The organism is Ferdinandcohnia sp. QZ13, assembly GCF_031324165.1.
GTDB lineage: Bacteria > Bacillota > Bacilli > Bacillales > Bacillaceae_L > Ferdinandcohnia.
Genome location: NZ_JAVIVW010000001.1, coordinates 68952 through 82426, shown reverse-complemented (window position 1 = coordinate 82426; position 13475 = coordinate 68952). Strand labels below are relative to the sequence as shown.

19 protein-coding genes and 1 pseudogene are annotated in these 13475 nt (G+C 34.1%); 2 read left to right on the top strand and 18 right to left on the bottom strand.

Going from position 1 to position 13475, the window contains the following annotated elements; all coding sequences use genetic code 11:
* Nucleotides 1–38: 38 nt before the first annotated feature.
* Nucleotides 39–374 (top strand): L,D-transpeptidase, encoded by a 336-nt coding sequence (locus tag RGU12_RS00455; protein ID WP_309534304.1) that lies wholly within the window; start codon nt 39–41, stop codon nt 372–374.
* Between the two features lie 133 nt (nt 375–507).
* Here RGU12_RS00455 and RGU12_RS00450 read toward each other — a convergent pair whose 3' ends face one another.
* The 6 genes and pseudogenes from RGU12_RS00450 to RGU12_RS00425 form a co-directional block, all read right to left on the bottom strand.
* Entirely contained in the window at nt 508–990 is a 483-nt protein-coding gene (locus RGU12_RS00450) for a hypothetical protein (protein ID WP_309534303.1), read from the bottom strand.
* Nucleotides 991–1104: 114 nt separating this feature from the next.
* Nucleotides 1105–1554 carry a DUF3995 domain-containing protein gene (locus RGU12_RS00445; protein WP_309534302.1) on the bottom strand — a complete coding sequence of 150 codons (450 nt, stop codon included), beginning with the start codon at nt 1552–1554 and terminating at the stop codon, nt 1105–1107.
* Between the two features lie 254 nt (nt 1555–1808).
* Entirely contained in the window at nt 1809–2966 is a 1158-nt protein-coding gene (locus tag RGU12_RS00440) for an acyltransferase family protein (RefSeq protein WP_309534301.1), read from the bottom strand.
* Nucleotides 2967–3120: 154 nt separating this feature from the next.
* Nucleotides 3121–3557: pseudogene (locus tag RGU12_RS00435) on the bottom strand (VOC family protein).
* Nucleotides 3558–3732: 175 nt separating this feature from the next.
* Nucleotides 3733–3939, bottom strand: a complete 207-nt coding sequence (locus RGU12_RS00430) for a hypothetical protein (RefSeq protein WP_309534300.1) — start codon at nt 3937–3939, stop codon at nt 3733–3735.
* 203 nt (nt 3940–4142) lie between these two features.
* Entirely contained in the window at nt 4143–4811 is a 669-nt protein-coding gene (locus RGU12_RS00425) for a Type 1 glutamine amidotransferase-like domain-containing protein (RefSeq protein ID WP_309534299.1), read from the bottom strand.
* Between the two features lie 467 nt (nt 4812–5278).
* Between RGU12_RS00425 and RGU12_RS00420 the strand changes: the two genes are divergently transcribed.
* Nucleotides 5279–5731 carry a GNAT family N-acetyltransferase gene (locus tag RGU12_RS00420; RefSeq protein ID WP_309534298.1) on the top strand — a complete coding sequence of 151 codons (453 nt, stop codon included), beginning with the start codon at nt 5279–5281 and terminating at the stop codon, nt 5729–5731.
* Nucleotides 5732–5810: 79 nt separating this feature from the next.
* Here RGU12_RS00420 and RGU12_RS00415 read toward each other — a convergent pair whose 3' ends face one another.
* From RGU12_RS00415 to RGU12_RS00360, 12 genes are all read right to left on the bottom strand, one after another.
* Nucleotides 5811–6320: a DinB family protein gene (locus RGU12_RS00415; protein ID WP_309534297.1), complete on the bottom strand. Its 510-nt coding sequence runs from the start codon at nt 6318–6320 to the stop codon at nt 5811–5813.
* Nucleotides 6321–6545: 225 nt separating this feature from the next.
* Nucleotides 6546–7058: an MBL fold metallo-hydrolase gene (locus RGU12_RS00410; RefSeq protein WP_309534296.1), complete on the bottom strand. Its 513-nt coding sequence runs from the start codon at nt 7056–7058 to the stop codon at nt 6546–6548.
* A gap of 2 nt (nt 7059–7060) precedes the next feature.
* On the bottom strand, nt 7061–7228 hold the full coding sequence (locus RGU12_RS00405; RefSeq protein WP_309534295.1) for a hypothetical protein: 168 nt from the start codon (nt 7226–7228) through the stop codon (nt 7061–7063).
* 172 nt (nt 7229–7400) lie between these two features.
* Complete coding sequence (locus tag RGU12_RS00400) at nt 7401–8507, bottom strand: glycosyl hydrolase family 18 protein (RefSeq protein WP_309534294.1); 1107 nt, start codon at nt 8505–8507, stop codon at nt 7401–7403.
* A 187-nt stretch (nt 8508–8694) separates the two neighbouring features.
* Nucleotides 8695–9105: a hypothetical protein gene (locus RGU12_RS00395; RefSeq protein ID WP_309534293.1), complete on the bottom strand. Its 411-nt coding sequence runs from the start codon at nt 9103–9105 to the stop codon at nt 8695–8697.
* Nucleotides 9106–9151: 46 nt separating this feature from the next.
* Nucleotides 9152–9277 carry a hypothetical protein gene (locus RGU12_RS00390; protein ID WP_309534292.1) on the bottom strand — a complete coding sequence of 42 codons (126 nt, stop codon included), beginning with the start codon at nt 9275–9277 and terminating at the stop codon, nt 9152–9154.
* A gap of 363 nt (nt 9278–9640) precedes the next feature.
* The gene (locus RGU12_RS00385; protein WP_309534291.1) at nt 9641–10426 is read right to left on the bottom strand and encodes a TIM barrel protein; all 786 of its coding nucleotides are present in this window, start codon (nt 10424–10426) and stop codon (nt 9641–9643) included.
* Nucleotides 10427–10593: 167 nt separating this feature from the next.
* Nucleotides 10594–11025 carry a GNAT family N-acetyltransferase gene (locus RGU12_RS00380; RefSeq protein ID WP_309534290.1) on the bottom strand — a complete coding sequence of 144 codons (432 nt, stop codon included), beginning with the start codon at nt 11023–11025 and terminating at the stop codon, nt 10594–10596.
* Nucleotides 11026–11069: 44 nt separating this feature from the next.
* Complete coding sequence (locus RGU12_RS00375) at nt 11070–11453, bottom strand: hypothetical protein (RefSeq protein ID WP_309534289.1); 384 nt, start codon at nt 11451–11453, stop codon at nt 11070–11072.
* Between the two features lie 120 nt (nt 11454–11573).
* The gene (locus RGU12_RS00370) at nt 11574–11999 is read right to left on the bottom strand and encodes a hypothetical protein (protein ID WP_309534288.1); all 426 of its coding nucleotides are present in this window, start codon (nt 11997–11999) and stop codon (nt 11574–11576) included.
* A gap of 147 nt (nt 12000–12146) precedes the next feature.
* Nucleotides 12147–12548: a DUF3221 domain-containing protein gene (locus RGU12_RS00365; protein WP_309534287.1), complete on the bottom strand. Its 402-nt coding sequence runs from the start codon at nt 12546–12548 to the stop codon at nt 12147–12149.
* A 51-nt stretch (nt 12549–12599) separates the two neighbouring features.
* The gene (locus RGU12_RS00360; protein ID WP_309534286.1) at nt 12600–12773 is read right to left on the bottom strand and encodes a PspC domain-containing protein; all 174 of its coding nucleotides are present in this window, start codon (nt 12771–12773) and stop codon (nt 12600–12602) included.
* Between the last annotated feature and the right edge of the window lie 702 nt (nt 12774–13475).

Genomic DNA, 13475 nt, shown 5'->3' with positions numbered 1-13475 from the left:
ACTTCATACAAATAGTAAAAAAAAGGGAGTTGATCTTCTTGGCGAAATGGGTTAACGTATCAACATCAAAGCATCAATTAACACTTTTTGATGGAAACAGGAGGATAAAAACTTACCCTATTGCAATCGGAAAAATATTGGCACCAACGCCTACTGGGACATACACGATTATTAATAAACAACCTAATCCCGGAGGACCGTTTGGAGTGTTGTGGATGGGACTGTCAAGACGTCATTACGGTATACACGGAACAAATAACCCGGCTTCAATTGGTAAGAATGTCTCACACGGATGTATTAGAATGTTTAATCATGATGTTCTAGACTTATCATCTAGAGTTCCAATTGGTACTACGGTTGTTATTCATAAATGACTTTGTAAACCTTTTACCCTTTACCACATAGGTTTGGGGTCAACTTGCTCTAAATGCCAAGTTAGCCATCCATGGATCTTCGGCACAAAAATGAAAGTTAACGTTCTTTCATGAAGTTGAATAAATTCATTATTCATTCTTCGAATGCTTTGTATGTAAATGTGGAGAATACTCCAAAGATTCCTATCCCTTCAATTTGTAAAAAAACTCCATCTTCCTTTTGTAATTTTATTCCTATCTTGTTAAATAAAACGTAATTGTCTAAATCTCTATTAACAACCTTATAATTGTTAGAATCTCTTACACATTCATTTTCTTGGCATTCTAAATTATATTTGTTGGATAACCAATTGTTAAAAGTATCAGAAGACGGTTTTGTAAATGATAGAAATAGTATCAATAATATTAAAAAACTTGATAAAATAATACGTTTTTTACTCATCATTCCCCCCCTAAGATATGTGATTCCTGTCATGCTTCCCTTGAAGAAACCTAAGTGCTTTCTCAACTCTTTTCTATTTGATCTTACCGATTTTTTTATTCCATCTGTCCACGCCGTAACTCCAGCAATTTTTCCATTTGCTATAGCTACAAAAAATTGATCTAAAATAAACATACCATATTCTCCAATAATAAAGGTGACATCTTCTTGCTGAAGAAAAGCACCCGTCTATGGAATTTCGTTCCAAAAAGTATATTAAGAAAAAAATATTATTGAGGTGAAAAATCCTTATCTTTTAACAGTGAAAAAGTAAAACACACCACCTGCCATCCAAAATGGTTCCCAAAACACTAATCTCCAGAAAGTTGCATACGAATCTAGGTCAAAATCTAAAATATCAAACACACTCATTAATATTGTTATAAAATTCAGTAACCCATATAAGAAAATTAAAACTCCTACAACTTTAGTGATGTAGTAAAGCATTCTGGTTATTATAGGGTTTCTCCATTGAACAAAAAGCATCAACAATAATATTGCGCCAAGTAATTTAATGAAACCGGTAAGCCATACAATATTAATGAATGAAGGGTTAGGGTTTATAGCCATGTCATACACAGCTCCACCTAAGGATCTAACACCGACCATACCGCCAGCAGCCCAATAGAAGCTCATACCAGCAAATATAACGGTCCAAACAATACCCAAAGTAATAAATGAATTGTTGTTTCTCAACATAGTAACACCTCCCATTTTCTTTTATATGCACAACATACAGTAATAACTTCAGATTATTACAATAAATGAATGGTGCCCTAAGGTATCTAACATAGATATCAGTAATTTATATGGTTCTTATCATTCTACTCTAACTTTTTCAAACTTCTTCCTGATCTTCAGTATTGGGGGCCGTTAGTTTAATAACTTAAACTATCAATAAACTAAAAGACAGCAACTATATGCTGTCTCAATTTTCAATACATAAAATATTTCTATTTACTAATCTCCATAGTTTGTTGACTAAAAGTTTCTTTCTTCATTTCTTTTAAACCGAAAAGAACACGGAGAAAGTTAACTCGACGAATAATAAAATGGTACAAACACATAATGATCAAAAATGCTGTTGCTACTAAAAAAAATAATTTTACAGGTACCAACCATCCTAAATTATAGATAAAAAATCCTATTAAAATAATTATAGGTTGATGAAGAATATAAAATGGCATAGATGCTTCACTTGTATATTTTAAAGCTCTATTTGATAAGTTCAAATATTTGTCGCCTAAGAATAAGATAAAAAATAGCAAGTTCCATACCAAAAGGACACGAATTATCACGAAAATTGCCCAACTGATGGAAACATTCATCGGAAAACCATAGAACATAACCCAGAATATATATGAAGCTGTACAAAGTATACCTAAAACACCTGCTAAAAAGCCTATTTTACGCACAAACTCCCTTAACGATTCTCTGGAAAAGAAGTAAAATCCTAAAATATACAATAAGAAATAAAAGATTATTCCCCAACTCGCTAAATTTACAATACTATTGACAGTTAAAGCGGCGACTGTAAGGGGGATAGGAATTAATAAGTAATGAAGAATATTAAAATCTTTACCACTCACATTTTTTCGAGTTTTTAGAAATAGTGGCAACGTAATGACCGAAAAAAGTAATAACATTAAAAGATACCAAAGGTGGTGTCCAAAAAATGCAAAGTTACCATTTCCACCAATTTCTAAATATAGTCCGTCAAAGTAATGAGGAAAGAATTGTAGGAAAGAACCTTTAAAATGATTATTCGTAATTCTTTCAATATACACTTGAGGGGGTGATAATAGAAAGATTCCTAGAAGCAAGGGTATTCCAAGTCGTAAAAACCTTTCTTTCATAAAACTTTGAGCATTTCTTCTTTTTAGAGCGTGATAAGTAGCAATTCCAGATATTACAAAAAATATTGGCATGATCCAATTTCCCACTAAGAGGGAAAAAAATTCGATATATGTATGGTTGATTTTATTGTTTTTAATGTGCCAATCAAAAGAATTAAAGAACATTGAACAATGATAAAGGAACACGATGAACATAACTAATACCTTTATCCAGTCTAAATCGTAATGTCTAGAAAATCGATTCCTAACTTCCATAACTTTCCCCCTTTTTAGACAATTTTATATCTTTCATAAAATTAAGTACACTCAATTTTGAATATTATAATCCTTCTTGGACTATCACTACCCGACAGTTTACGAAGAATTCTTTAAAGTCGGAGATCTAAATCATTTAAAGACCCTTCAATATTTATCCGAGTTTCTCCGCCAACTCCAAAATAATACCCTCCGGACCACGAACGTAGCATAACTTATAGCTTTCCTCATATTGCTGTATCTCACTAAAGATTTCCGTACCCTCTTTTTCAACTTTGCAACAATAGCTTCAATATTTTCAACAGCAAAGCAAATATGTCGGATACCCAGCGTATTTGCAAAAGGTTGCTGAATATCTTTTTCATCTGATGGCGTATAAAATTTAACTAGTTCTATCCATGTCTGACCATCTGGCATCCCCAATCCTACACATGCCGTTTTAACACCATTAAGCCCAACTATTCTATCCAACTGTTCACCATCCAATTCCCATTCCGCTTGCACTTCAAGTCCTAAATCAAGAAAAAACACTTTAGCCTCTGAAAGATCATTTACGTTTATACTCACATGATCTATTCTATCGATCTTCATATTTCGTCCTCCTATGTACCTGTTATTTTCAATACCTGTGTTCGTGTAATGTTTATTTTGAAATTCTCGCTCAAAACAGGATATGTACTTCTTCCATACACCTGCCACAATAGTTGAAAAAGCTATAGTTCTGTCCAGTTAATTGCTACCCGTAATTTGAAAAAGAAAATTAAATTTATTGATTAGGATTCATTGTCTTAATAATAAGTATTTCTCTAATAAATGCACCTAAAGATAATGAACTTCCAATAACCAAAAATAACGATACAACTCGAACAAAGTTATATGGGGTAAAAATAACTTGTATACTTCCCGATATAAGAAAAACTCCAAACAAAATAAAGCCCATTTTAAGTTGCTTTTTTACTTTATTCCCTTCCATTTTATCTCCCCTATTATTAAAGATACCTGCCCCTATAATTCAATAAAAAGAGTACAATCTCCTTCTTGAAGAAACGCTACCCTTTAGTGAGTAAGAAAAAACGATTCTTCTAAATTGAAGAATCGTGACATTAAGTTTCTATTTATTTTCAAATTATCCCACTATCCCATGGGATTATACCAAGAAACGGGCGTTGTGTAAGATCAAGGTGTAAACAGTTTCCAATGCCCTTCTGATAAAACTTCTACCGCACCTTCGATTACTTTGATTGCTGTTTGATCATCAATCGCATATGCAGGCCCCTGCATCCCTGCTGCCCATCTCTCTGCGGCAGCCATGGTGTTTCCCGGCAGCATCTCGTGGTCCAGGTGCGGAAAGATTGAAAAATCAACCAGTCTCAGTGTTTCATCACCACCGCTTGGTGGAGTCCAGCCAACGAAGTATTCCCCTATGTTAGGTGCCAACACCATGCTCCCAGCACTCATTCCTACATAGACAGAGTTCAGTGACGGTAAAAGGTCTGCCAGACCGGATTGACGCATCCAGTGGCACAGGTAAAGGGCGTCGCCGCCTGACACCAGCAGTACGTCTGTCTCCTGTACCAGAGGTATCCAGCGGTCTTCGTCGATGCTTGGAAGTGCTGTCAGCTCCAGCACGCCGACGGATTTCCAACCGAGGTCGACCATGGGATTCTCTTCTTTCCCACTGATGAACTGCCAGGCTTTGACGCCAGGGCCAACCCAAGGGTGTCCATACATCGCAGTGGGGATGCACAGGGCGTTGGAATCCGCAATCGGCTTGCCCAGCATGTCAACCAGCGCGTCGTATATGCTTTTGTTATTGATGCCTCCAGATGTAAGCAGAAATTTCATAACTTCACTCCTTGTCTTTGTTTGGTACTGCCAAGTTTGTTCTTACTTCAAAGATAAAAACCCTAGCTTTATGTTTGATTAGAACACTTTAATAGATTTATTGTTAATCGATGTTCAGCTTATTTGTCTATTCGAATACCTAGTAAAGCTCAATCTGTACTTTACTTTATAATTCTACAAAACTTATATAAATCCTTGTTCAACTATTCTCTTCTTTACTTCAATAAGAATAGCCATGCTTCCTTCTTGAAGTATGGCACCCTATAGTTGAAGTACAAATTTTCACAATCATTACCTAACTTCCAATTATTGAATAAATGTTTAAAAAAGTGGAAATATCCCTACAGCAAGTCCCTATTTTGGGGTAAAATACAAGTACAAAAACTGGAAAGTGATACGAATCTTATTGAAACTATTATTTCGATAAATACTACCCAGGAGATAAAAATATAAAAAGGAGATAAATAGTGGAAATACTAACACAAAGACTGAAATTGATTCCTTGTACAGAAGAGTCAATATCCATTATTAGAACATCAGAAGATTATGAAATGGGTCCCCATATAAATATGTATTTAAGAGAACTAAAAGATGATTCTACTCTTTTAGGTTGGGGTGTATGGTTTGTGATTAATCAAGAAAATAACACTATTATTGGTGATATTGGTTTTAAAGGCAAACCTAATTCAGAAAACATCGTTGAAATTGGATATGGGATTGTACCTTCCACTCAAGGTAAGGGTTATGCAACTGAAGCAGTTCAAAAACTTATAGAGTGGGCTTTTTCAGATAAAAACGTAACTAAGATAGTTGCTGAATGTCTTGATGATAACGTTCCTTCAATAAGAGTGTTAGAAAAGTTACAAATGAACAGAATTGGTTCAGAAAATAAAATGTTAAAATGGCAATTGGAAAAGTAATCTGGAAGTTTCAATATTAAAAAACCTAATTTTTCAGCAATAAATGAGAAATTAGGTTTTTTCATTATTAGAAAAAGACTTATAAGTATTTATCACTAATCACTTTCATATGGTGTAACTCGTGCCCGACAATGCCATATGCAATGGTACCTACCGAAACTGGGCTGTTCATTACTGTTCCATTACGAACCCACGCTGCATCATCAATGGTTGAAATAAGGCTTAACGTGTTGGAGCGTACCGTATCTAAACCAGCTAGTAACTGCTCCCAGGATAATTTGTTGAAGTTTGCCGCAGAAACGTATTGATCCTGATCCATTGCTGGGAGTGGTGCACTTTCATTTCGTGCAATAGCAAGCATTCGATACGACATCACACGTTCCGAGTCGGTCATATGCCCTATCACTTCTTTTAAAGTCCATTTCCCTGGTGCGTACGCCTTCCTTGCTAACTCCTCTGATACGCTGCTTAAGAGGGTAATGGTCTTAGTTCGTTGCTTACTAAGAATTTCTTCAATATCTCCATCTGGCACAAGACTAACATACCTATAATGCTCTGGATTTTCAATAAATAATGGTCGTGGACGCACAAGAATCCTCCTCATCGGAATAGTTGATTATGGTTCTGGGCTAATATTCGACTGTCAAGAAAATATTTCCTTTATTGCAATGTGTATTCATGTGAATTGTTTTTATCCATATGTTACCACGGAAACAAATAAATCGTTCAACTATTCTGCTTCTTTATATCAATAAAAAAGGCTAATCTCCTTCTAGAAAAATAGCTCCCGTAAGTTGAAAAAAATTATTGTTAACTATTCAAACTTAAGCAAATCAGAAATAAATTCATTTATTTTACCTTTTAAAACTACACCGTGCCCCGTACATAAATAATCAACGTCGTATTTGGTATTTTTTTTTAATCCTTCGATAAATAAACTAAAATTGTGCTGTTCTCTCATTTCCTCGTTTTGAGACCATTCAGAAACAAACTGCTTATATTTTTGCTTCTCACAAACACCTATATCTACAACATTACCGCTCAATTGTTCTCCAAAAAAACAGAGATGGTCTCCGCAAAATAACACTTTGCTTCTACGTTGATATAGTAAAACAGATCCTTCAGTATGGTGTCCAAGGAGAACACATTCTAAATTACTTAAAGTTTGACCGATATCTGGAAGTTTCCTATTTAATTTGTTTCTAATATTCTCTGGAATTAATTCTAAATCCAGATTATGAATATAGATTTCAATTTCACCTAAAAATTGTATTGCTCCAATATGATCTTTGTGACCGTGTGTGGCAATAAAATGGGTTCTAATCACTTTTAAAAATTCTGCCCTTCTCCATAATGGTCAAAAGTATTACTGCCATTTTTATAATCATTTATTAGTCTTTCTACAAAACGATAACACTCTTCTTTGCTTTGTTTTACTAAACTATCCAAATCATAATTCAATAGATTGTTTATTTGCTTTACCTCATATTTCCCCATATTTATCCCCTCTAATTGCGTAATTCTTTTTACCTGAATAACGTTAACGAAAGTAGGCGATAGTCCACATTGGACCGTCGCCCCATTGTAACTAAGGAATCGCATTTTAATGGAATTGAAACCATTCAAACCCTTGTTTCAAAATATGTTCAGGATTGGGGTGATCATTCCATCACCTTTTGACCCCAATTTTCTCGGATATGGTCGTCCAGTACGCTGGGTCCTCTAAACCAAGTCGCCAAATCCCGATTCCTCTTAAGTCATATTTTTCTACAAGGTCTAACTTAAACCGAAGACTCTTACTATTCTCAAACCATACGTGGTGGCTGTGTTGTTCTTTATCTACGTAACTGAAATGAGGTGTTTGTGAATCGGTGTCCCATATCACTTTCGATTTATATTTTTCTTTCTGATCCATTAACTGTGCATAGGAGCTATAGGCAGCTTTGTCTGCTGTTGTATCCCAGTCCCATCCATAACCTGCGATACCGAGTAAAATCTTTGATGGTGGTACTCCCTGTTTTAAGGCATAACGAATCGTTGCTTCTGTCCAATCAACTGAAGCTGTTGGACCGGGTTTTGTTCTTGGATTGTGTTCATCGTATGTCATAATCATTAACCCATCCGAATATCGGCCAAGTTTTTCGTAATCAAACCACGGAGACCAAGGGTTAGCGCGGGAATCACCGGTGTTTGCAGGGACTGAAACGGTAACTACTTTTCCATCACGATGCAGAGCATCAGACAATTCTTTTATCATCAGGCTAAAGGAATCTTTGTCAGTCAAATTCAAATTTTCCATGTCGATATTGATACCATCATATTTAAACTGAGCTATTTCATTGCGGAGGTTCTGAATGAAAACATTCCGGTTTTTATCGTCATTAAGTACATTACTCGCTACTTGTTTTCCCTTCTCCACGGTTTCAAAGAAGAGATTATGTACAACCATATATACCTTCAGGTTTTTATCGTGAGCACTCTGAATAACCTTACTTTTATGATCTGATGAAACGGAAGCTATAAGATTGCCTGGACGTTTATCATCAAGCTTATACCAAAAAGGTGCAATGATGCTTAAACTGGTGAATTGCGAGTTAACTGTAGGTTGAGAGCCTGGATACGTTCCTTCCTGTTCTGTGTAGAAACCTAACACTTCACGGGGAGTTTTATCATTTTTGGGTTCCTCTTCACTTTTGGGCTGACTACACGACGACATTAGTAATAAGACTATGCTTAACGAAATGATGGTGAATGTCCGAAAATAATTTCTCGCCATACTACACCTTCTTCTAATTTGGTTATTACTTAAGGTGATTAGAAAAGGTGTTTCTTATTCACGAATTGATTTCCCTCCCCTTAAAGGATTTCGGAAATAAGAGCATCTCAAATTAATATAAGTACATCAGTTTTAATAGCAACCTTCCTATATCCTGCTATTTATACCACCCCTATAAAAAAGTATTTTACTGAATGGACTTGTGGTCGTTGAATAGGAGTCGATCTATCATAGTTGAATATTCGTCGGCACAAAGTGCTGCAATCGTACTATTTAAATGTATGCCATCCAACGTGAAGTGAAGTCCTCGTTTTTTTGATAACCGGTCAATGCTAGTTGGATTCTTATAAAAGAGAGCATCAAGCATCACTCTCATCACTTTGATACTGATATAATCTGAACTAGTTACACTAGAGAGGTGTTTCTCAAATACGGAATACATATCTAGGAAACTTACATTTACATGATTTATAGAGAGGGATTGGATGATGGTGGATAAATTTTTTATTTCTTTATTGAATTCATTCTGTGAAGTTTCACCCACTATGGCTGGCGAAACCGTAACCACATGTTTAGAAGACGCAATAACCAACTCCAATACTTTGTTGTAATACTCCTTAAATTCCTCGGGATTGGTAAACTTTTTACTTTCTCTCCTGGTTTACCAAGATTATCATATGTAATTTTTGGTGGTTTTCTTTTAATATATTTACAAAAGACACTCCCGGTCGACCTTCTGTTAAACTATCACCAATTAGTCCGATCTTCATTGTTAAATTCCTCCATTTTAATGGCCTTAACAAAACGGTAATTGCTATGGTTCAAGTCAACAAAAAGTGCATTAAGCTTACTTGGATTATTGCACCCTTATTCCCGTTTTAAATCTTCTTCAAATTGTTTCTCTATCTCATCATCTATTCCATCTGTTCTTCTTTAATTTGTATATGTTTTGAAATTAATCTAAATTGATATTTAATAGACGAAAGGCTATATATTACATAGATAAGAACCCCCCTGACCTTTCAATATCACTAAACATTCGGCGTATCAGCTAAATTCTCCTTTTTCAACAAAAATAAGCGATAATCCTTTTTGGGACAATCGCACCAATTAGGCCAGGCATCATAATTTGGTTATTCTCTAATTATATCCTTTACCCAATTAATTCCCTCATTAACAAACGTTTCTGTTGGATTTGTATGGGGTGTATGTTCAAAAATAAAAAACACTCCAGAACTTTTCGACAGCTTATAAATTAGATCCTTTACATTAAAATGTGAATTGTCTTTTTCATGAGATGGGTGGACAGGTACCCATATGTATTTATTATTATGAAACTCTACATTGTGTAGATGAACTACTTTTATATGCCTTGTCCATTTCTTGATATAATCTAACGCTTTATCACCAGTCGCTAACAAGTAATCCCCTATATCTATGCACAGTTTTATGCCATACTTGTCCCAAATCTCAGTTGAAAATTGCTCAAGAGCTCTTATCCCAAACGATGACCTATTAAGACCCAGTTTCGGTTCACAAACAATAGATATCGAATATCTTTCTTGAAGGTCATGTAATCTTTTTAAGCCATTTTCAATCATATCAGTAGTATCTATGTTTTTTTCTTCTTTAAAATAAGGAAAGTGGACTAAGATATATTCAGCACCTAATTGGGACATATATTTAACTTCTGATTCAAACTGTTCCCAAGCCTGTTCAGGTTCGTATTGTACTTTTTCCAGCAGATCATATTTACTTTGATTTCTATACAGAGGGGAGTGTAGACCGAAAGTAAGATTTTTCTTATGTAACAGATCTAAGAAATTATGTAACGACTCTTCGCTTGGAAACTCACCAATCTCAATATGACTTACATTCTCATTAGTAAATAATAAAGGGAATTTATCAGGATCTGTCATAATGATACTTCCAGAAAGTCCTATACAATTATGCATTTTTGTTATTTACGCCTCCCGAAAACTACTTGCTTTTATAATATGTAAAAAAGATCAAAATACTGTCACTCAAATCTAATTACGTATAATAAAATTATATTTTGACAGTCCCGATATTCATTCAAGAAGATTTAGATTAGACTTTTTGCGAAGCCGATACTTTTTTCAACATAACCCATATTTTTGTAAAATTTATGAGCATTGATCCTCTCTCGTCGGTTGCCACTATTTAATCCTATCCCAACCGCTCCACCTCTTCTTGCCCAACTTTCTGCTTCTTCTAAAAGTTCTTTTCCTATCCCTTTCCTACGAAAATTAGAGTCTACAACAAATGCTACAATACGAACATACAAGCCATCGATCTCATAATAATAACCTTTAACCATTCCAATCATCCCAACCGTTTTGCTATCATAAGAAGCTATTAAAGTGTGATAATCAGGATTAGATTCAATATTTTCAAAACGTACTTTCATACTTTCTACAGTAGTTGGATATCCAAGTTGATTCACCAACGAAGTTAAATCCTCAACATCATTTATTGTTGCTATTCTGATTTCCATTTATATCTCCCTATCCTTTTTTATTAACCTTACATTTAGCTTTATTAGGTATTTTTTATGAACACTAAGGCTCTTCTGAGAGCTAAAAAAAGATAAAGTAGTGCCGAATATATTATTACACTTACGATGTAGTATATGGCTAGTAGTTTTGGTCTTATAGACATTTCGCCTACACCATGAGCAAGATTATACCATTCAAGTTGTGAGTAATAAGACCAGATAAAAACTAAAGTAATGACCAACATTAGAAGAGCAAGGATTGCTTTTTTATGCATCACAATTTTAATTAAACTATCTATAAAAACATGTTTGAATGCTACATCACTGCCTTTGTGAGATTCAAAAGTTACCAAACTTGTAAATGGTGTTAAAAAGTAAATAAATAATGCACCCCAAACAATCCCGAAAACTATTATCTCTGTAACCAATATACCTCCCCCCTCTCCATAACCTAACAGTTTGAAGACCTTTAAATATGATTTCCCCACTTGGTTTTTTCAAACCGTACTTATAGCTATAAATTCTTCTTTCAATCGTATATTCTTTTCTTATTTTGAATTGATGTCCCGCTCAAATTCCTTTATCCATTTATAATCCAAAGGTGCATTCAATACCTTGTAAACTCTGTTTGAGGCAATAACGTCTCGTTCAAGTGTATATATTTCCATTTCCCCATTTTTGTATCCAAGGTAAAGTTCAAATCGTTCATTTTCATAATTAGAGACCCAACCATCCTTATTTGTTAGTTTTACTTTGTATTGATTTAAATAGGCCGCGAGTTTATTAATAGCTTCTTGGTCAATTTTTGAAAGTTTAAATTCATAAGAGTCTTTATACTCAGTAACTATATGAAACTTATCAACATTATCCATATCTAATAATTCATCCAAGTTTTGTTCACGATACGTATAAATGTTAATTAAAACTACAACTATTATTAGTAGTAACAGAAATGCAAATGAATATTTTTTCAATAATATCCCCCTAAATCACAGTTAATAGCTTATTAATTTCAACAAAAGAAGTGATTATCCTTCTTGGATCATGACATGGTATTTGGATTTAGTACAATAAAAGTTGAAAATAAAAAAAGTTTATGAGTCTGCTAATCCATACTAGGGTTAATCGTTATTTTCAATTATCTCGAGATAGAAAGCTACTGTTTTAGGGGGATTTGATTCTCTAATATAATCACAATAAACACGTACTTTTTGGTTTATCTTAAGTTGTCTAAATGTCATTTTATCCTCGAAATCCTTACTTTTAGATACATTAATGCTACTCGCACCATACCCTGTAATATAAACTGAAGCTCTTCCTACAAAACTAACTGGCTTTTTTGCTAACCAGATAGAATCGATTCGTTTGGAAACGACATAACCTTCGATAATCATATAATTATCAGGAAGTTCTGCAAAATCAATAGGTTTATTTCGAGGTGGAATTGCGTTAAAGATCACAAATATAACTAAAGCGAGTAAAAAAGCTAACAGTATACTTTTATTTTGTAGATTCTTAACCAAGTTAAACCTCCTCAAAACAATTTCAATAAATTGGATAAGAAATTACGAGGGTCATCTATCTCGTAATACGGCTGCTAAAAATATATACAAATAGATAGAAAACCCAACAGTTACGAAAAAAATTGTCCTTACAATTAAAGGTGAAATACCAAGAGACTCAGCTATTCCTCCACATACTCCAAATAGTGCCCTATCATTGGTCGATTTAGAAAATTTTTGTAACATGTCAATTCCCCCTCTAAGTATTGTTATGTTACTTAATTGATTTGTTTGACACAACAACTTTTCGATTTTTAAACTTTGCTAAAGCTGTTAATAAAAATAAAACCAGCAATTATAGTTCCCAAACTAAATATAGAGTTTGTGTAGGTTAAGACATTGGGAATCGGAAATGAAAGGGGAATATACCAGTAAAAAGATAGATACATCATAGGTAGCCCTACCAATATAATCTTATAAAAATTTAGTGTCCATTTTCCCTTCTTTTTCATTTTTACTAAAAAGTCAGGAAGTCCCAGATACACCCCAATTGGGAAATACATTAAAACTTTTAGGATCTGCCAAGGATATATTCTAAACTGTTCATTCGACATGGAATGAAAATAGGCATTTACATTGCTGACAAAAACGAACAAAATAAAGAAACCCCAAAAATATAGTAAGTAACCCAACACCTTTTTGTAATTTACTTTCAAATGTTATTTCCTCCCCACTTCATTTTGATTAGCACAACTTTTTATTACATTCAAATGCATGCACATTTACATTTATAACTTCAATGCACAAAGGGATAATCCTTCTTTCGCTATTACTATCTTTTAGTTTTTAGCCCGCAAAAAATCCGCATTTTCTAAATGCAAGACTAATAAAAAAGGACCTTAATAGGTCCCTATTACAGAATAACTTTATTAATGGTTATCTCCTTTT